Origin of the sequence: Pseudoalteromonas sp. H71, from assembly GCF_001468485.1 — a bacterium.
Classification (GTDB): domain Bacteria; phylum Pseudomonadota; class Gammaproteobacteria; order Enterobacterales; family Alteromonadaceae; genus Pseudoalteromonas.
In genome coordinates, this window is sequence record NZ_LODI01000044.1 from 15,859 (window position 1) to 36,025 (window position 20,167).

Annotated in this window: 19 protein-coding genes; 15 read left to right on the top strand and 4 right to left on the bottom strand. The window is 40.4% G+C overall.

Going from position 1 to position 20,167, the window contains the following annotated elements; translation table 11 throughout:
* Positions 1-5 precede the first annotated feature (5 nt).
* On the bottom strand, positions 6-1,220 hold the full coding sequence (gene moeA, locus ATS71_RS14460; RefSeq protein ID WP_058405459.1) for a molybdopterin molybdotransferase MoeA: 1,215 nt from the start codon (positions 1,218-1,220) through the stop codon (positions 6-8).
* Positions 1,221-1,262: 42 nt separating this feature from the next.
* Here moeA and modA point away from each other — a divergent pair, with 42 nt between their 5' ends.
* The 3 genes from modA to ATS71_RS14475 are packed head-to-tail and all read left to right on the top strand — an operon-like array spanning position 1,263 to position 3,709.
* Positions 1,263-2,015 (top strand): molybdate ABC transporter substrate-binding protein, encoded by a 753-nt coding sequence (gene modA / locus ATS71_RS14465; protein WP_058405460.1) that lies wholly within the window; start codon positions 1,263-1,265, stop codon positions 2,013-2,015.
* Complete coding sequence (gene modB, locus ATS71_RS14470; RefSeq protein WP_058405461.1) at positions 2,002-2,679, top strand: molybdate ABC transporter permease subunit; 678 nt, start codon at positions 2,002-2,004, stop codon at positions 2,677-2,679. Before modA ends, modB begins: the two co-directional genes overlap by 14 nt.
* Before the next feature lies 1 nt (position 2,680).
* A complete protein-coding gene (locus ATS71_RS14475; protein ID WP_058405462.1) occupies positions 2,681-3,709 on the top strand; it encodes an ATP-binding cassette domain-containing protein in 1,029 nt (342 codons plus the stop codon).
* Positions 3,710-3,726: 17 nt separating this feature from the next.
* Here the strand turns inward: ATS71_RS14475 and ATS71_RS14480 are convergent, their stop codons facing one another.
* A complete protein-coding gene (locus ATS71_RS14480; RefSeq protein WP_058405463.1) occupies positions 3,727-4,485 on the bottom strand; it encodes a HesA/MoeB/ThiF family protein in 759 nt (252 codons plus the stop codon).
* A 288-nt stretch (positions 4,486-4,773) separates the two neighbouring features.
* Here ATS71_RS14480 and ATS71_RS14485 point away from each other — a divergent pair, with 288 nt between their 5' ends.
* The 12 genes from ATS71_RS14485 to ATS71_RS14540 all read left to right on the top strand — a co-directional run bounded on the left by ATS71_RS14485 (position 4,774) and on the right by ATS71_RS14540 (position 17,691).
* Entirely contained in the window at positions 4,774-6,243 is a 1,470-nt protein-coding gene (locus ATS71_RS14485; RefSeq protein ID WP_058405464.1) for a NarK family nitrate/nitrite MFS transporter, read from the top strand.
* 9 nt (positions 6,244-6,252) lie between these two features.
* Positions 6,253-7,992: a bifunctional protein-serine/threonine kinase/phosphatase gene (locus ATS71_RS14490; RefSeq protein WP_058405465.1), complete on the top strand. Its 1,740-nt coding sequence runs from the start codon at positions 6,253-6,255 to the stop codon at positions 7,990-7,992.
* A 9-nt stretch (positions 7,993-8,001) separates the two neighbouring features.
* Positions 8,002-9,195: an alginate export family protein gene (locus tag ATS71_RS14495; RefSeq protein WP_058405466.1), complete on the top strand. Its 1,194-nt coding sequence runs from the start codon at positions 8,002-8,004 to the stop codon at positions 9,193-9,195.
* A 208-nt stretch (positions 9,196-9,403) separates the two neighbouring features.
* A complete protein-coding gene (locus tag ATS71_RS14500) occupies positions 9,404-10,930 on the top strand; it encodes an FAD-dependent oxidoreductase (RefSeq protein WP_058405467.1) in 1,527 nt (508 codons plus the stop codon).
* A gap of 21 nt (positions 10,931-10,951) precedes the next feature.
* On the top strand, positions 10,952-13,642 hold the full coding sequence (locus tag ATS71_RS14505; RefSeq protein WP_058405468.1) for a nitrate reductase: 2,691 nt from the start codon (positions 10,952-10,954) through the stop codon (positions 13,640-13,642).
* A 40-nt stretch (positions 13,643-13,682) separates the two neighbouring features.
* Positions 13,683-14,654 carry a GTP 3',8-cyclase MoaA gene (gene moaA, locus ATS71_RS14510; RefSeq protein ID WP_058405469.1) on the top strand — a complete coding sequence of 324 codons (972 nt, stop codon included), beginning with the start codon at positions 13,683-13,685 and terminating at the stop codon, positions 14,652-14,654.
* Position 14,655: 1 nt separating this feature from the next.
* The gene (locus ATS71_RS14515; protein WP_058405470.1) at positions 14,656-15,282 is read left to right on the top strand and encodes a molybdenum cofactor guanylyltransferase; all 627 of its coding nucleotides are present in this window, start codon (positions 14,656-14,658) and stop codon (positions 15,280-15,282) included.
* Positions 15,279-15,818: a molybdenum cofactor biosynthesis protein B gene (moaB, locus tag ATS71_RS14520; RefSeq protein WP_058405471.1), complete on the top strand. Its 540-nt coding sequence runs from the start codon at positions 15,279-15,281 to the stop codon at positions 15,816-15,818. The genes ATS71_RS14515 and moaB overlap by 4 nt, the downstream gene beginning before the upstream one ends.
* A gap of 1 nt (position 15,819) precedes the next feature.
* On the top strand, positions 15,820-16,290 hold the full coding sequence (moaC, locus tag ATS71_RS14525; protein WP_058405472.1) for a cyclic pyranopterin monophosphate synthase MoaC: 471 nt from the start codon (positions 15,820-15,822) through the stop codon (positions 16,288-16,290).
* Positions 16,268-16,567 (top strand): MoaD/ThiS family protein, encoded by a 300-nt coding sequence (locus ATS71_RS14530; protein WP_058405473.1) that lies wholly within the window; start codon positions 16,268-16,270, stop codon positions 16,565-16,567. The genes moaC and ATS71_RS14530 overlap by 23 nt, the downstream gene beginning before the upstream one ends.
* Positions 16,567-17,046: a molybdopterin synthase catalytic subunit MoaE gene (gene moaE / locus ATS71_RS14535; protein WP_058405474.1), complete on the top strand. Its 480-nt coding sequence runs from the start codon at positions 16,567-16,569 to the stop codon at positions 17,044-17,046. Before ATS71_RS14530 ends, moaE begins: the two co-directional genes overlap by 1 nt.
* Positions 17,047-17,691 (top strand): MOSC domain-containing protein, encoded by a 645-nt coding sequence (locus ATS71_RS14540; protein ID WP_058405475.1) that lies wholly within the window; start codon positions 17,047-17,049, stop codon positions 17,689-17,691. It abuts the gene before it with no gap.
* 72 nt (positions 17,692-17,763) lie between these two features.
* On the opposite strand, the gene ATS71_RS14545 is transcribed toward ATS71_RS14540, so the two are convergent.
* Positions 17,764-19,023 carry a nitrate- and nitrite sensing domain-containing protein gene (locus tag ATS71_RS14545; protein WP_058405476.1) on the bottom strand — a complete coding sequence of 420 codons (1,260 nt, stop codon included), beginning with the start codon at positions 19,021-19,023 and terminating at the stop codon, positions 17,764-17,766.
* A gap of 271 nt (positions 19,024-19,294) precedes the next feature.
* The gene (gene cobA / locus ATS71_RS14550) at positions 19,295-20,164 is read right to left on the bottom strand and encodes a uroporphyrinogen-III C-methyltransferase (RefSeq protein ID WP_058405477.1); all 870 of its coding nucleotides are present in this window, start codon (positions 20,162-20,164) and stop codon (positions 19,295-19,297) included.
* Positions 20,165-20,167 lie beyond the last annotated feature (3 nt).

Here is a 20,167-nt window from a genome sequence, read left to right on the forward strand (position 1 = left end):
TGGTATTACAGCAGTTCTATTTCAACGGTTTCGCCTTGTGCAATGTTGCCACTTTGTGCAGGGACTACAATTAAGCAATTTGCTTTACTGAGTGACGACAGTACACCTGAGCCTTGTTTTTCAACAGGTTTAACAACAAGGTTATTGTTTTCATCGTTACTTGCAATACCACGTTGAAAATCTGTACGGCCCGGGCGCTTTTTAATTTGCTGAGTTGTGACTGCTTTTAAACGTAGTGTGGTTTTATGTTCATTGCCCGATAGTTTAGTCAATGCTGGTTTTACAAGTCGCTCAAGCGTCACAGCGGCAGAAACTGGGTTGCCAGGTAAACCAAAAAAGTAGCTGTTAGGCAATTTACCAAAGGCAAAGGGTTTGCCTGGTTTCATGGCTATTTTCCAAAAGTTAATATCGCCAATGTCGTTTAATACTTCTTTTGTGAAGTCGGCTTCACCAACCGATACACCGCCTGAGCTAATAACGGCGTCGGCTTGCTCGTTCGCTTTTAAAAAGGTGTTTTTAATCAAGGTTTTGTCATCAGCAATAATACCAAAATCAATAACTTCTATATTGGGATTATTAAGTTCGCTAATAATAACAGCCCGGTTACTTTCAAAAATAGCGCCTGTAGGTAAGGTATTACCCGGCTCTATTAGTTCGTCACCAGTTGAGAACACGGCTACTTTGAGTGTTTCGTAAACGTTTACTTTATTTATGCCAATAGAGGCTAATAACCCTACATCTACACCTTTAAGCTTTCTGCCTGCTTTTAATACCACACTGTTTACTGCAATATCTTCACCAGCAAAACGGACATTGTTATTGAGCTCAATAGTGCCTGAAAAAGTAATTTCATCGTTATTAACAGTGGCGTTTTCTTGCATAACAACGGCGTTAGCACCAGGTGGCAATGCTGCACCGGTCATAATTCTTACGCATTGGCCAGGATTAAGCGTTTTGTCGAAGGTTTGCCCAGCAAATACACTGCCTACTTGTTTGTAGGTGGTAAGGCCGTCGCTGATACACAGTGCATAACCATCCATTGCCGAGTTATCATGAGCGGGCACATTAATTGTTGATTTAACATCAGTAGCTAAAATGCGGCCAACGCTACTCATTAAAGGTATTGTTTCGGTGAGTTTATTGAAGCTAATTGCGTCCAACATATTACTGATTGCGGTTTGTATGGGTAATAAACCGGGTGCATTGCAAACATCGTTCATATATATTGCTTACTTAAATCATTTTTTAAAACAATACTTATAATGTCAAAGCTTTACAATACATGGCTGGGTTATTTTTTGTTGGGTGTTTGCGTGTTTTCAAGTACGTTAAACGCAAAAGAAACAATACATGTTGCGGTGGCAAGTAATTTTAAAACTGTGCTACAAACCTTGCTACAAGACTCCCCAATACCGGGTATACAAGTAAAAATATCAGCAGCATCGAGTGGGGTTTTATATTCTCAAATTGTGCATGGTGCGCCGTTTGATGTGTTTTTATCGGCTGACAATGTGCGCCCTCAAGCATTAATCAAAGAGGGATTTGCTAGTGAAAGTACATTAGTTACTTATGCGCTCGGTGAACTTGCTGTGTGGCAGCCCAATGCTAATAAACTAAACGAAAAAGTAGCTATAGCTAACCCGCGTTTTTCACCCTATGGGCAAGCGTCTGACTTTTACGCTAATGCCAATTTTAAAAAGCCAATAAGTTATGTATATGGGAATAACATTACGCAAGCCTTTCAGTTTGTTCAAAGTGGTAATGCATCTGTAGGGATAGTGGCTGTTTCTACATTAAAAATGGCGTTTAATACCAGTCAAGATCCTCAATATTTGTCGTATAAGTTAATACCGCCTAGCGAGTATCCTAAAATTATTCAACAGGGGGTGATTATTAAAACGAGTAAAAAAATAGTGAGCGCTCAAAAGCTCATGGATTTTTTAATGACCAGCAACACACAGAAAAAGCTTGTTGAATTGGGGTATAGAACAAAGGATAGCAATGCTTCAAAGTGATTTAACTGCACTGTGGTTAACAATTAAACTAGCCTTTATAACCGCTATATTATTACTCGCTTTTTGTATTCCTGTTGCATACAAACTAGCGGGATACAAAGGTAAATTTAAACCGTTTTTAGAAGCGCTTATTGCAATGCCGTTAGTGTTGCCACCGACCTTGCTTGGTTTTTACTTACTTGTTTTATTTTCACCTACGCATGCAGTTGGGCAATTTTGGTTTTGGCTAACAGGCACGCAGCTGGCGTTTAGTTTTCAGGGGGTGGTTATTGGTTCGCTTTTTTATTCTCTTCCTTTTGTAATGCAGCCCTTAGTTGCAGGGTTTAAGCAAATTAATCAAACCTATAATGAAGCTGCAATAGCACTGGGGTTAAGCCACTTTAAACGCTTTGTTTATTTAATTTTGCCGTTATTAAAACCCAGTATAGGTAGTGCGTTTGCATTGGGTTTTGCGCATACATTGGGTGAGTTTGGCTTAGTACTTATGATTGGTGGCAACATACAAGGAGAAACTCAAGTGGTTTCTATTGCTTTGTACGACCATGTGGAATCGTTGAACTATGCAGCTGCGCATCAGCTTTCGCTTATTTTACTCGCTATTTCGTTTGCCTGTTTAGTGCTCTTATTTAAATTTAATAAAAGCATAGTGGGGGTTAAACAATAACATGATTAAATTAACCCTATTTAAAGCACTTAATCATTTTGATTTAGATATAAAGCTTCACCTTGAATCGTTTTCTATAGCTGGGGTTTTTGGCCCATCAGGTTCAGGAAAGTCGACATTGCTGCGCTGTATTAGTGGGCTTGAGGGCGAGCAGAGTGTTTATATAAATCACCAGCAAGTGGATCACTTACCGACTGAGCAACGCGGGGTAACACTACAGGTTCAGTCTTGCCCATTATTTCCGCATTTAGATGTGGCAGGTAATTTAGCGTTCACACAAACGCATTGTACTAATAGGCATACTGATTTAACCGAGCAAAAAGTAATAGAGGCGCTTGAATTACAACCATTATTAAAGCGCGATGTACATAGTTTGTCGGGCGGAGAGCGCCAACGTGTTGTGTTTGCCCGCACATTATTAGCAGGGCAAAAATTTATTATTTTAGATGAACCATTTAGCGCTCTTGACTGGCCACTGCGCTTTAAAACACTTTCAACAATTAGTGAGCTTGCTGCAGAATATAATATTAAATTTATACTTGTGAGCCACTCTTTAAAGGAGTTGTTGTTTTGTTGCGATACCCTTGTGCAACTTAATAATGGTAAGGTAATTAATCACGGCCCAAGTGCGCTGGTGGCTAAAGCTATTTACGCTAATAATAAACAAACACCACTGAGCCTAATTAACTTTCAAATAATTAAATTTGATGAAAAATACGGCGTGTATCAGCTTAAACTGCACGAAAGCGAACAGCAGCTATTTGCATTACCCAGCGCTGTGGAGCAAGGAAGTAAACTGATATTAGAGTGTGAGAAAATATCTGTCAGTGCCGATAGGCCAGTAAATGTAAATAACAGTAATGTGTTAGTGGGGGTGCTTGTTAATGCAGAACTTATTAACGGCTCATGGCAGCTTGCGTTAAATATTGATGGGCAAACCTTGTATTGTTTGCACTCTAAAAGGCTACGGGAGCAAAGTAGCTACAAATTAGGCGATACACTTTACGCCGCTATTCATAACTTGGAGTAAAATAATCAAAACCCGAGTTATTGACTACATGTGGGGCACTGGCTATTTTTAGGGATTTTAAAGCGGTTAAACTCCATGCTGAGCCCATCCACCAGCAATAAGTGTTTACTCAAGCCGCTTGGTAAACCCGCAAGCATTTTTAGTGCCTCTGTTGCTTGAATACTGCCAATTAGCCCTACAATCGGCGAGAGTATCCCTGATTCTGAGCAGCTTTGTGTTTGATCAGACATAAACTGCGATAAGCACGCGTAACAGTGGCTATTTTCCTGCATTGTAAAACAGGCAACTTGGCCTTCCATTCTAATTGCAGAGCCTGAAACTAGCGGTGTTTTTGTTTTATAACAGGCGTTATTGAGTAAGTTACGTGTGGGCAAGTTATCAGAGCAATCGATTACTATATCAATATTATTTAATAACTCGTCAAGCGTTGACTGCTCATCTAAAAATGCATCGATTGTATGTATATCTATTTCATCATTTAGACTCGCTAACTGTGCTTTAGCCGCGTGTGTTTTTAAGCACCCTACGTCTGTTTGTTTATAAAGTACCTGCCTTTGCAAGTTAGTCGCATCGACTACATCGTTATCTAAAAGCGTTAAGGTTCCTACTCCTGATGCTGCTAAGTACTGTGCAACCGGGCAGCCTAAACCACCTAAGCCTACTATGAGCGCATGAGACTGCCATATTTTTTCTTGCCCCTCTATATCTAATTTAGGCAGCATTATATGACGCGAGTAGCGCAGTTGTTGTTGGTAAGTCAGGGCTGGTTTAGTCATTAGCGGCTTCTCATTATTTTTATACACAATAGCAATTTTTAGAATATGTGGGCAAGAACGGGGTTAAAAGTAATTGCACTGTTAGTGCTCACATTGATTACCTTAACAGTGCAAATGAAAATTATAACGAATTAGAAAAAATATAAGTCAATGATTTCTAATAAAATAAATTATTGGCTCACTAATTGCTCAGAATGGTTAACGTGAAATTAACAAATGCAGCAGTGTAATTAATAATAAAGTAGTAACTGCTATAAATAACTACAAACGTAACTAAGGAAAAATAACATGCAACCGAGTACTGGGTTTAATCTCATATCGTTTAGCGGAAAAATGAAAATACTGCATTTAAGCTGGATGGTGTTTTTTATCTCATTTTTTGTCTGGTTTAACCATGCGCCATTATTAGGCGCTATAGCGGGTTCGCTGGGTATTACTATGGCACAAGTAAAAACGCTGCTTATTTTAAATGTGGCACTAACCATTCCTGCGCGTGTTGTGGTGGGTATGCTTACCGATAAATTTGGGCCGCGTATTGTTTATGCGGCTTTACTCATTACGTGTAGTATTCCGTGTTTTATGTTTGCATTGGCCACTACGTTTGAGCAAGCCGCTATCGCGCGTTTTGCACTTGGCTTTATTGGTGCGGGTTTTGTTGTTGGTATTCGCATGGTGAGCGAGTGGTTCCCGGCAGATGAGTTGGGTACAGCCGAGGGTATTTACGGTGGCTGGGGTAACTTTGGTTCGGCGGCGGCTGCTATGTTGTTACCAGTACTCGCGCTTATGTTTGGCGGTGATGATGGTTGGCGCTACGCGATTGGCTTGACGGGTGTGTTAAGTGTAATTTTTGGTGTTATATGGTACGTAAACGTAACTGACACGCCAAAAGGTGGCACTTACTTTAAGCCTAAAAAAGTAGGAGCAATGGAAGTAACGAGTAAAGGCGACTTTGTACTACTTCTTATAATGAAGCTACCTATGTACGGTGCTTTAGCACTACTTACTTGGAAATTATCGCCTACTGGCGCAAACTTACTTTCAGAAAATTTTGTTATTGGTACATATGTATTTTTGGTGCTGCTTTATCTTTACGAAGTTTATAAAACGTACGACATAAACGGCCATATTTTTAAGCAACCTGTTCCTGAATCACACCGTTACGAATTTAAACAAGTGGCAGTTTTAAATATTCTTTATTTTACAACATTTGGCTCAGAGCTTGCCGTTGTATCTATGTTGCCATTATTTTTTAGTGAGGTGTTTGGCCTTGATATGGTGTACGCAGGTTTACTTGCATCAGCCTATGCATTTATGAACTTAGCCTCTCGCCCGGGTGGTGGTTGGATCTCAGATAGAATGGGTCGTCGTAAAACGCTTATTGTACTTACCACAGGCTTAGCTGTAGGTTATTTTGTTATGGGCTTAGTTGACGCTAGCTGGCCGCTTTGGCTTGCAGTTGCAGCTGCCATGGCGTGTTCGTTTTTTGTGCAAGCAGGGGAAGGCGCTGTATTTGCGGCTGTGCCGCTTATCAAACGCCGTTTAACTGGACAAATTGCAGGTATGACGGGAGCCTACGGTAATGTAGGGGCTGTTGTATATTTAACGGCGCTCTCGTTAGTTGATTACCAAACCTTCTTTATGATTATCGCTGCCAGTGCATTGTTAGGTTTAGGTGCATTATTTTTCATGAAAGAACCAGATGGCCACATCACAGAAGTAAACGAAGATGGCACCGTTGAACTTATTTCTGTGACTTGAGGCATATTTATGTTTGATGAAACCCAAAAAGCCAGCGCACTTACAAACGAACTTAACGTTGAGTTTGGTGGGCACAGTAGCAAAGGTATAAAAACCGAAAACCAAGATGCGTTTGCTGCTCTTAATACTCAAGCGCAAGAAAAAGAGTCAAAAGGGGTTATTGCCTGCTTGGCCGATGGATGTTCATCAGCAAAAAATGCTAAACAGGCGTCACAGTTATCGGTAACGCACTTTATAAATGAGTATTTAAATACACCGCCAAGTTGGGCCGTTAAAAAGTCGGTATCTAAGGTATTGGCCAGTTTAAATCAGTGGCTGTATTCGCAATCGGTTAACTATAATCACCTTGGCCAGCGCCAAGCAGATTGGATGACCACGTTTACAGCGCTTATTTTAAAATCGGCCACGGGTTATATTTTTCATTTAGGTGATACCCGAATTACGCGTTTACGTGCAAAAAGTATGGAGGCGATAACACGCGACCATAAAGTAAACGATACCCTAACGCGAGCTTTAGGCGCACAACTTCATCAAGAAATTGATGTATACGAAGTTGAACTTAAAGCGGATGATATTTACATACTTACCTGCGATGGTGTACACGATGTGTTGCCATACAGTGATATACAAAAGCTAATTGATGAGCATACTAATTTAGAGCACGCAGCAAAAGCAGTGACAGAGCTTGCCATAGCAAGAGGCAGTGACGACAACGTAAGCTGCCTACTTGTAAAAGTGAATAGTATTGCAAAACAAAATTTAGACGAGTTATATCACTCTTTAACTAGGCGAAAAATTCCGCCACCGTTAAAGGTTGGCCAAAAAATTGATGACTTTACTGTTATCCGCGAATTACACGCTAGTAGCCGCTCGCACATTTATTTAGTGCAACAAACGCCCGATACGCCGCCTGTTGTATTAAAAGCGCCTTCGGTAAATTTTGAAGATGATGTGCACTACCTTCAAGGCTTCATAAGAGAAGGCTGGGTGGGGCAACGTATTAATCACCCCAATGTAATGAAAGTTTTAAATACGCAATCGCAAAGCCGATTTTTATATCATATTTGCGAATACATGGACGGGCAAACACTAAGTGATTGGAAGCATGATGTGCCGCACCCAGAAATTACCCAAGTGCGCAGTATTATTGAACAAATAGTACAAGCACTTAGAGCGTTTCAGCGCTTGGATATGGTGCACCGCGATTTAAAACTCGATAACGTGATGATAGACGCTCACGGCAAAGTAACATTAATCGATTACGGCACGGTAAGTGTTGCGGCAATGGATGAGTCGGTAAAGCAAATTGCTGATGATTGCCCGCAAGGTACGGTAGATTACACCGCACCAGAGACGCTTATTACTATGCATGCCGATTTTAAAAGTGATTTATTTTCGCTAGGCGTTGTTGCGTACGAATTATTATGTTCAAAATTGCCGTATCAGCCACTTGCGCATAATCATGTACCAAAAGATTACAGTCACTGGCAATACACAAGTATTCGTAAACACAGAGCAGATATCCCGTTTTGGTTAGATCAGGCTTTAATGAAAGCATTGGCTCCCAAACCCGAATTCAGATACCACGCATTTTCTGAATTTATAAGTGATATCAATAAACCTAATCCACATTTAAAAAGTACCGCCCCGAAAGACTCAATAATGAAACGCGATCCGGTTTTAGTCTGGAAAAGTATTTCGTTGTGTTTGTTTATAGCCTTGGTGTGTGTACTCATAATTAAAAATTAAGAGATAAACATGTTAAATCATAAAAAAAACTTACCTATTATTTTTATACTGGGTAGCTTAACTGCGTCTTCAATAAGTCAAGCGGCGCAAACCGATCTTAACTTTAGACTGCGTTTTGAAAGTGCAGAGCAAGATAACGCGTTAAAAGATGCAAGTAGCTTAACGCTGCGTACACGCCTTACTCATAAGACAGATGAAGTGAATGGTTTTTCTGCACTTATTGAAGTTGAAGACAGCCGAAGCCTGTTAGGTGCAGACGATTACAACAATACATTGGGTAAAAATACTAATTACTCAGTAATAGCCGACCCAGAAATCACAGAAGTGGATCAAGGTTTTATAAAATACGCGAAAAATGCTTTATCAATTAAATTGGGTAGGCAAGTAATAGCGCTTGATGGACAACGATTTGTGGGCCACGTTGGCTTTAGGCAAGACAGACAGACCTTTGATGCTGCAACAGTAAATTACACGTTTAATGATATTAACTTGCACTATAGCTACATAAATAAGCGCAACCGTATATTTGCTGATAGCAAAGATATTGATTCATCAGATCACCTAATTAATGCAAGTTATAAAACAAGCGTAGGTAAGGTAGTTTTATACAGTTACCTATTAAGTAACGACGCAGTAGATGATGACAGCCTAGATACCTACGGTATTTCTTTTAATGGTAATAAAACGCTCAGCGACATTAAATTTTACTACAAAGCAGAGTACGCCACGCAATCTGCATCAACGAGCACGAGTGATTTTGACGCTGATTATTATGCCTTTGAAGGCGGTATTGATTTAGACGGTTTAGGCATTGAAACCGTAACATTAAAAGCCGGTGTTGAATCACTGGGTTCTGATAATGGCGATTATGGTTTTGCTACGCCACTTGCCACAATGCATAAATTTAATGGTTGGGCTGATAGTTTTTTAGCAACCCCAGCACAAGGACTTGATGACACTTATGTTAGCTTAAATGGTAAAGCCTTTGACGGTAAATGGTTAGTGGCTTATCACAACTTTGATGCAAGCGACAGCGTCAATGGGGTTGATGATTTAGGCTCAGAGCTCAATGTGCAATACGTTAAGCCTATTAATAAAACCTATGCCGTAGGCGCTAAATATGCCGATTATTCAGCAGGCGATAGCGCGGCAGGCAAAGTCGATACCCAAAAGCTATGGGTGTGGGTAAGCGCTAAATTTTAGCCCTCATAATTTAAAGCGTTACAAGTTGGTGCAATAGCGCCAACTTGTGGTGCTTTCACTTCTTTTTCACAGCACCAATTTGGTTAAGTTACTGAAATATAATATTTATATATCTGGCTTGCATATTGCTATAACAACTACATAACAAATTATACGTTTAAAGTACTCATTTATGCATTGAGTACTTTAAATCAAACAGGTGATTTTAATGCCAAGTAAGCAGCGTGTTGTCGTCGTAGGAAACGGAATGGTCGGGCATCATTTTGTACAGCAGCTAGTATCGCAACAAGGTGATAGTAAAAATGTTGATATTACCGTGCTCAGTGGTGAAGATCGCCTCGCTTATGACCGCGTACAACTCTCGTCATTTTTTAAAGGTAAAACCGAAGACGATTTAGCTCTTACCTGCAGTAAAACCTATCAAGATTGGCAAGTTAGTTTTCATACACATTCTAAAGTGGTTGATATAAACCGCGATGCAAAAACGGTGACTACCTCTAAAGGCGAGTCATTTGCGTACGACAAGCTAATACTGGCAACGGGCTCATTTGCATTTGTGCCACCCATTCCTGGTAAAGAACGTGAGCATTGCCTAGTTTATAGAACCATTAACGATTTACACGCCATAAAAAAATCAGCACAAGGTAGTAAAGTAGGCGTGGTTATTGGTGGTGGTTTATTAGGGCTAGAAGCTGCCAACGCCTTAAAGCAGCTTGGCTTACAAACCCATGTCATAGAATTTGCGCCACAACTTATGGGTGTGCAAATAGACGGTGCTGGTGGGCGATTACTTAAAAATAAAATTACCGAGCTCGGCGTGACAGTGCATACCTCAGTGGCGACAGAGCAAATTATTGAGGGTGAAAATAGCCGTTATAAAATGTGCTTTAAAGGTGGTCAAACCTTAGAAACCGACATGATTGTATTTTCAGCCGGCATTCGCCCATACGATAATTTAGCTCGCGAGTTTAATTTAGAAATAGGTGAGCGCGGCGGCATTGTAATAAACAACCATTGCCAAACGAGTGATAAAAACATATACGCAATAGGCGAATGCGCCCTTTGGAATAACTTTATTTTTGGCCTTGTAGCACCGGGCTACGCGATGGCAAAAGTAGCGGCGGGGCATGTTTTAAAACAGCTTTCTTCAAGTGCAGCTTCAAACACACCTTTAAGCAACTATTCAAACAATACTGATGAATTTAGCGGCGCGGATATGAGCACTAAGCTTAAATTAATGGGTGTTGAAGTGGGCTCAATTGGTGATGCCCATGCACGCAGTGAAGGCGCAATTAGCTATTACTTTGAAGATCAGCCAAACGGTATTTACAAAAAAGTTGTCACTAATGAGCAAGGCAACAAACTTATAGGTGCTGTACTTGTTGGCGATACCAGCGAATACGATAACTTATTGCAGTATCACTTAAATAGTATAGAGCTTAGTGTGCCCGCAGAGTCTTTAATAATGCCGCTTGCAGGAGATACTGGTGAGCTAAGTGCTGATGATTTACCAAGTGATGCCATTATTTGTGCGTGCCACAAGGTTACAAAACACACCATTGAACACGCTGTTATGCGAGGTTGCAGCGATTTAAGTGATGTGCAGCAAGTCACTAAAGCAAGTACTGGCTGTGGAGGCTGTGAAAAATTAGTGCAAAGCGTTATCAGTAGCGCACTTAATAATAAAATAGCCACCCTTATCCCTGTAGATGAACCTGTATCACAGAGCGCTTAACGCTAAAAATATGAGAGCAGTATGGAAACTTTAAACACTTGTTCAAACACGCCTTTGCTTAAACAAACTACCTGCGCTTATTGTGGTGTAGGGTGCGGGGTTGATATTTCATTATTAAATAATACCCCAACAAAACTTGAAGGCACGCGCGAGCACCCCGCTAATTTTGGCCGCTTGTGTGTTAAAGGCACGCATTTGCTTGACACCACCGGCAGTGATAATCGCTTAACGTCGCCTCTTATTGATAACGAGCCTGCCAGTTGGGATGCTGCAACAAAATACGTTGCGAATAGGTTTAGCGCCATTATTAAAGAGCATGGGCCGGAATCGGTTGCGTTTTATGTATCGGGGCAGTTACTCACTGAGGATTACTACGTTGCCAATAAATTAATGAAAGGTTACATAGGCTCAGGTAATATAGATACAAACTCAAGGCTGTGTATGTCATCGGCGGTTGCCGGTTATAAACGTGCGTTTGGTGAGGACGTAGTGCCATGTACTTACGAAGATTTAGAGCAAACTGAGCTACTTATTTTAATTGGCTCGAATGCGGCTTGGACTCACCCGGTTCTATACCAGCGTATGGAACGCGCAAAAAAGCTTAATCCAAACATGAAAGTAGTGGTTATCGACCCGCGAAAAACCGATACAGCCGAACTTGCCGATACCTTTTTAAATATAAAACCAGGCAGCGACGGGGCACTTTATAACGGCCTACTTAATTATTTAAGTGAACATAACTATTTAGATACGCAATTTATTAACGAGCATACAAATGGCTTCGAAACAGCGCTTGCCCAGGCGAAAAAGTGGAGTGTAAAAGCGGTAAGTGACTTTTGTGATATCGACGAGCAGCTAGTCAGTGACTTTTACGCCTTATTTGCAAAAAGTCCAACCGCCATTAGTTTTTATTCAATGGGTATTAACCAATCAAGCTCAGGGGTTGATAAGTGTAATGCGATTATAAATGCGCATTTAGCGTCGGGCAAATTGTTAAAACCTGGCTGTGGCCCGTTTTCAATAACTGGGCAACCTAATGCAATGGGGGGGCGTGAAGTAGGTGGCTTAGCAAATCAATTAGCAGCACATTTAGACATTGAAAACGAAGCGCATCAACAGTTAGTGCAGCGTTTTTGGCAATCACCAACAATAGCTAAAAAAGCAGGGTGTAATGCTATTGATATGTTTGATGAAATCGCCAAAGGAAAAATAAAAGCTATTTGGGTAATGGCAACCAACCCTATGGTGAGCCTACCTAATAACGCAGCAATACAAAATGCACTTGAGCAATGTGAGCTGGTGGTTGTGTCTGACTGTATTGCCAAAAGTGATACGCTAAAATTTGCTAATGTGGCGTTTCCATCAACCGGATGGGGAGAAAAAAACGGCACAGTGACTAACTCAGAACGTAGAATATCAAGGCAACGCCCACTAGTTGAGCCTTTCTCAGGAGCTAAAAACGATTGGCAAATAATGTGCTTAGTTGCCAAAAAAATGGGCTTTGAAGGATTTGATTTTACAGACCCAAGTGGCATTTTTGAAGAATGGGCGCAACTTACTGATTTTGAAAATAATGGTGATAGGCTATTAAATTTATCAGCCTTAGTAGGGCTTTCGCAGCAGCAATACGATAACTTAAAACCCGTTATGTGGCCGGTACTAAAAAATGAGCCATATAAAAACGGGCAGGTTTTTGTTAATAAACAATTTAGCACAGCAGATAAAAAAGCCCGCTTTATACCTATAACGCCCAAACTTCCTGTGCAGCAAACATCAAGCGATTACCCTTTTGTAATGAACTCAGGGCGAATACGCGACCAATGGCATACAATGAGCCGCACCGGAAAAAGTACAGCGCTTTCTACTCATATAACCCGCCCATACATTGAAATAAACCCCATTGATGCCAGCAGACTAAATATAAAAGCAAACGATTTAATAACTGCCAATGCTAAAACTGGGCAGGTTACAGCTCATGCCAAAATAACGGATGCCGTGCGTAAAAGTGAGTGTTTTATGCCTATCCACTGGAACAAGCAATTTGCCTCATCCGCTACGGTAAGTGGGCTTTATCAATCGGTTGTAGACCCTATTTCGGGCCAAGCTGAATGCAAACATGGTGCCGTTGATTTAGTTAAAGCGCAGTTTGCTCAGTACATGCAAATTTTTAGCAAAACAGAGCTTAAAATAACCAGTGATTTTTGGCTTAAAGTTAACGCAAGTAATAGTGTTAACTACCAGTTAGCACTTAATGAAACACAAAATGACTTACTTTATTATTGCCAAACCCTTACAGGGTTACAAGGGCAGTGGTCGGCAATGGGCAGTGCAAAAGCAATGCATATTCAATGTATTCAAAACGAGCAGTTAGTGTTTGTTGCGGTTGTTTCGTCAGCTCAAAAAGACATATCACTTGAGTGGATAAATCATTTATTTGCAGAGCCTTTAATAACCTTTAGCCAATTACAGTCATTGCTGTATGCCACGCCCGATGAAGAGTTTACCCAAGGCGCACAAGTATGTAGCTGCTTTAAAGTACGTGAGCAGCCGATTATAAATGCCATTAAAAGTGGTGCAAATACAGTGGATCAATTGGGGTCTAAATTAAAATGCGGCACTAACTGTGGTTCGTGTAAAACGCAGTTAAGCCAATTAATAAAGCAACATGGTACAAAAAACGCTAACAGTATTGATGTTGCGGTTGTCATTTAAAGTGCTATTTAGAAAAATAATATAAACACCAAGGAAGCATATGCTTAATGATCAATTTGGTCGGCAGTTTAATTATTTGCGCCTCTCAATTACCGATGTGTGTAACTTTAGTTGCACCTATTGTTTACCAAACGGGTATCAGTGCGATACCCCGCGTAACTTTTTAAATAAAAGCGAAATAAACACCTTAGTAAATGCGTTTGCGCAACTTGGCACAAAAAAAGTGCGTATTACAGGTGGCGAACCGTGTTTACGCAGTGATTTAACCGACATTATAAAGCTATGTAAAAAAACGCCAGGTATAGAAAAAGTAGCCATAACAACGAATGGTTTTAACTTATTTAATAAAATTGATGAGTTTTATAGTGCAGGCTTAGATGCGCTCAACATTAGTATTGATAGCTTAAACCCGAGCATGTTTAAATTAATTACAGGACATGACAAGCTAACACATATATTAAAAGGGATAGACCGGGCAATTGAGCTGGGCATAAAAGATATAAAAATAAATGCAGTGCTTGCTAAGCAGTTTAACAAAAACCAATTGAAGGATTTTTTAGACTGGGTGAAGCATAAAAAAGTAACGGTACGCTTTATCGAATTAATGGAAACAGGTAATGGTGCCACCTTTTTTGAACAAAACCATTTAAGCGGGCAAAGTGTTAAAACGCAGCTTTTAGCACAAGGCTGGTTACAGGTAGTGAGAGGTAAATTAAACGGCCCTGCAGAGGAGTTTTGTCACCCCGATTTTGAGGGCCGCATTGGCTTAATTATGCCTTACAGTAAAGATTTTTGTAAAAGCTGTAACCGGTTAAGAGTATCGTCATTAGGCAAGCTACATTTATGTTTATTTGCTGAGCAGGGAATAGACTTACGCCCGTATTTAAATGAGCAAGATACGCCAGCCACTGTAAACGCTATTCAAGCAGCAATGGGCAATAAAACGATTAGCCATGAGCTTGATAAGCGCTTAACGGGTGCCACAACCCATTTAGCTATGCTGGGCGGCTAAAATGAGCAATAAACCAGTATTTACGGGGGTTGTACTCGCCGGAGGGCAATCATCAAGAATGGGTAGCGATAAAGCCAATCTCATTTTAAAAAATAAAACATTACTACAAAATGCCTGTGAATTATTAAAAGCAGCAGGAGCAAGTAATGTACTTATAAGTCGTAATGTAAAAAGTGCTAATGGGCAATATATACCTGACATATACCCAGATTCTGGCCCGCTTGGCGGGATTTATTCAACCTTAATGGCAACAGAGCAAGATATACTTGTAACCGCTGTTGATATGCCATTGCTTACTTGCACGTTATTATCGCAAATTGCATCTGCAGGGAGCGATAATTCCCACTTTCAAACAAATCAGCCACAAATACATGCGTGGCACTTTGAAAATGAACCGTTACCCCTGTATATTCGTAACACCCAAAGCGTTAAACGTCATTTAAAACAATTACTCATAAACGCAAATAGTCATAAATCAATTAAACAGTTTACCCGTAGTATTGGTGTGCAAACGCTAAAATGTAATAAAGCGCACGCACTTGTTAATACCAATACACCGGCGCAATTTAAAGCTGTTAACGAGCAATTTGACCCACACAAATCTAATTTACTGAGAAGAACCCTATGAGCCACACAACTGAGTCACAAATAGCATTAAACATTGCCGTAATGACAGTAAGCGATACACGCGATGAAATTACGGATACCTCAGGCCATTATTTAATTAAAGCGCTAACTGAGGCAGGCCATCACTTAGCGGATAAAGACATCGTTAAAGATGATGTTTATCAAATGCGAGCAGTTGCATCGCAGTGGATTGCCGATGACACCATTCACGCTATTTTAGTAACCGGTGGTACGGGTTTTACCGAGCGCGACTCAACACCAGAGGCATTTTCACCGTTGTTTGATAAAAGCGTAGATGGATTTGGAGAACTATTTAGACATATTTCGTACGGCGAAATAGGTAACTCAACTATTCAATCGCGTGCGTTGGCAGGCCTTGCCAATAACACCGTTATTTTTTGTATGCCTGGCTCTACGGGCGCATGTAAAACAGCCTGGACAGGTATTATAAAAGATCAGTTAGACTCAATGCACAAGCCATGTAACTTTGCCCCGCATATTACTATTGGTAAAAAATGCGAATCGCGAGAGCAATAATATGCTGAGCCACGTAGACGAAAATGGCCAAGCAAACATGGTTGATGTATCGCTAAAAGAGGTTACTCTGCGCGATGCATCTGCCGAGGCCTATATTAAAATGAGCAAACACGCTTTTGAGCAAGTGTTGCTTAATCAAAATAAAAAAGGTGACGTGCTAGGCGTTGCCCGCATTGCAGGTATTCAGGGCGCCAAAAAGTGCGCCGATTTAATTCCGCTTTGTCACCCGCTGGCACTGAGTAAAGTAGCTGTTGATTTTGAGCTTGATGAAGCAAATAGCCAAATTAAAGTCACCAGCTACTGTAAATTGGCGGGTAAAACGGGCGTTGAAATGGAAGCACTCACCGCTGTATCTGTGGCGACTCTAACATTATTTGATATGTGTAAAGCCGCCGATCCGCTCATGGAAATACACGGTATACGTGTAACGCAAAAAGCAGGAGGCAAGCATGGCAGCTGGCAGCGAGACTAATTTAAATAATACGAATGCAGCTTCAGGGCACGTAAACGTACTGTTTTTTGGCCAACTTAAAGAACGCCTAAAGTGCGATAAGTTAACCGTAGATATAGCGTACTCCCTTAGCATTAAATCGTTTAAACACATGCTGGTTGAGCAAAACCCGCATTGGCAGGCATGGCTTGAAGAGCGTGATGTATTGTGTGCGCTTAATCAAACTATGTCATCAAGCGATGAGCTTGTGAAAGCGGGGGATGAACTTGCTTTTTTTCCACCTGTTACAGGTGGCTAATGAGTATAAGCATTAAAGTACAAACGATGGATTTTTCAGTAGGCGAGCAACATGGCGCACTTTGTAGTAATAACAAAAGTGATGGTGCCGTAGTGACGTTTACAGGGCTGGTTCGAGAATTTAGTAGCGGCGATAACGTAATCGCCCTTGAGCTTGAGCACTACCCAGGAATGACTGAGCAACTACTGCGATCTATAGCCGAACAAGCGCAAACACGCTGGCAACTTGCCCGCATAAGCATTATTCATCGAGTCGGTTATTTAGCCCTTGGTGAGCAGATTGTATTTGTTGGCGTAACCAGCCGCCACCGCCAAGCCGCGTTTGAAGGCGCACAATTTATAATGGATTACTTAAAAAACCACGCTACGTTTTGGAAAAAAGAGCATTTTAAAGATTCATCTAACTGGGTTGAGTTTAAACAAAGCGACAAGCAAGCACTGAGTAAATGGCAAAGTATCGAACAGGATGCAATTAAATAAATGCATATAATATCTACCAATGTCTCTAAAATAAAAACGGTTGTGCATAACGGAAAAGAGGTCAAAACCGGTATTTTTAAAACGCCAACCAATGAGCCTGTTGTCATTGAAAAGCTAAATATAATAGGTGATGAACAAGCCGATTTAGTCAATCACGGCGGTATTGATAAGGCGGTTTATGCGTTTTCGCACAATCATTATGCTTATTGGAAACACACACTTGAGAATGATGATTTAGCAGTAGGTGCCTTTGGTGAAAACTTTACAATATCAGACCTTGATGAGCAAAATATTCATATAGGGGATCGTATTCGCGTTGGCAGCGCACTGCTTGAAGTAAGCCAGCCCCGTGTGCCATGCTTTAAATTGGCTATAGCCCTTAATAATAAACAAAGCCTAAAACTGTTTACTCAGTATTATCACACGGGTGTTTATTTTAGAGTGCTTGAGCAAGGTATTGCTAAAACAGGGGATGCAGTTACTATTGAGCATAAAGCTGAGCATAATATTTCAGTAAAAACCTTGTTTCAGGCGTTTTTTGATAAACACTACCCAGATTATGAAAGCTTATTATTAGCCGCACTTGAACTCCCTGAGCTTGCACTTGAGTGGCAAACTAAGATTAAAAAAAAGCTGTCAACTTAGGTTTAAGGCAGTTTTAATGTTCATGGCTGTGGTTAATCGCTAGCCACTCCCATTTATTTCTATAACCCGTCTTTAATTAGCATTATTAAGTTCAATTATTTTGTTCGCGACCGCATAAATTGAACTATGTGAATCCATAGCTTGTTTTTGAAGTTGCTTATGAGCATGCTCCTCACTTATTTTTAGTTGCTCTATTAATATATATTTTGCTTGGTGAATCACTTTTTGCTCGGTGATCACTCGTTTTGCATCAACCAGTGCTTGGTTAATTTGTTTAATATGTTGGCTTTGCTCTAAAATTAAGTCGTACATGGTTTTATTACTATTGAGCTTACTTGCCGCTTTATTAGTAGGTTCATTGTTTTTAAGCGCTAGCTGCCCGTCGGTTGCAGGCATATATTGTTGCTCTAAGGTATTGAGTATTTGTTTGTTGGAATTTAATTTTCGTTGTGCACATGCGATTTGCATTGCAGCAGAGTCGATTAAATGATCGCTAATGTTTTGCTCTATTTTATGCATAATATCAATACGCGTTGTGGTTACTTCGTACCACACTTCGCTAAGCTGCGATAAAGGCTGTGCATTTTCGTCATCAAGTTTTTGTAGCAAACTTCTTAGCTGATCTACTTGTTTATTTACAGGGTGCTCTATCAATGAGGTATAGCATTTGAGTAAATGATCGTCTGCGTACTCATTAAAAAACGAAAAACTATGGCTTTGCTCTTGGACAAAATGAGCGAGTTGCGTTTTTTGATCTTCTGTAAATTTACTCGCAGCAAACGCTTGTGCTCCGCAGGCGCGCTCTTGGCCAGCGTATTCTTTACCTTGCATGAAATTAAAATAAGCAACTAATAGGCGAGTAACATGTGGATCGCTTGCACCATCAGCAGCTTCTAAAATAATATTTAATAAGCTAGCTATAAGTTGAGTAAATGATTGAGTTGCATGTACAGGCGTTACGTTTTGTCTGCCTATTTGGTGGCGCAAAGCGGGTAGCACGTCTAGTGCCTGTAAGCTGTAAGTAATTAAATTATATAACCTTGAATGACCCGGGTCGGCATTATCCGATATAAAGGTTGTTTTAAGAGAATGATAAAACGTATCTTGAGCGCTTTGTGTAATGGGTATTTGCTGTGTGAGCTCATTGCTAAAACGTAAGCTTTTTGAGGCCAAAAAGATGTTGCTCATAGCACGTTCTTTTTGTAACTGGTGCACAAAATCACCTAGCTTAGTGAGCGAGGCACAGCTATTTTGCAGTTGCTTTAAAGCGTGAATTTCTTGGTACTTTGCCGCCAGTAAAAACTGTTTTGTGAGAGGATTGCTTGTCTGCATAGGTGTTGTTCCGCACTTTTTTGTTTTTAAAGTGCAACCCTTGTTCCAATCATGAAAAAAATTAACTATTGATTTTAAAATCAATCTAAAACAGCCGCTTGTGGTTATATTTTTATTTTAAAAGTATTAATTACTTTATTTTAAGCACACAAATTTACCCTTTTTGGTGCATAAAAAGGGAATATTGCACTGCTAACATTGTATTTCAAAAAGCACGCTTACCCCTGGGGAGGAAATAAGCGCGAAAAGTGCATTATGTATTAAATTTGCATTAAGTATTGACCGTTTGAACTAAAAGCTCAGGGGTAATAGCCATTTTATGGTTTATTACTTCTCCAACAATTATAAGAGTAGGGCCTTGCAGGTTATGACTAAGGTGATCATTTACTATATTTTCTAATGTACTGGTAATTACTTTTTGCTTACTCGTTGTGGCGTTTTCGATAAGTGATATTGGCGTAGTACTTGGCCAATTTACCGATTGAAGGCCGCTACTTAGCTCTTTTAATCGTCCTAAGCCCATATAAACCACTAAAGTTGGATTATTGTTACCTTGCACAAAGGCGTAATTGCTCCAGTTAGGCAGTTTTTTAGGATCTGCAAATTGGGCAGTTAAAAACGTGACGCTTCGCGCTACATCACGTGCTGTAAGCGGAATGCCTGTATAGGCAGAGGTCGCACATGCAGTGGTAACACCAGGTACAATCGCAAAGTTAATATTATGCTTTGTAAGCGCATCAGCCTCTTCGTTTATGCGAGCAAATATACTCGGATCGCCCCCTTTTAAGCGTACTACGTTTAACCCTTGTTGAGCATATTTAACGAGTAGGGCGCAAATATTGGCCTGTGTCATTGAATGCATACAGGCTCGTTTGCCTACAAATACACGCTGCGCTGTTTTAGGTAATGTTTTTAGTAAATCTTCGCTTACAAGCCAGTCATATAAAACGACGTCGGCTGTTTGTATTAAACGCTGCGCTTTTACGGTAATTAGCTCAGCATCGCCCGGGCCAGCACCAATAATATAAACATGGCCGTTTTTGCCCCCTTTGCGAGTATGCTTAACGCCATTAGTGAGTTTATTTACAAATTTGTTTAACCAACCATTTTCAATACCCGAAAAATAAAAAAGCACGCTCATAAT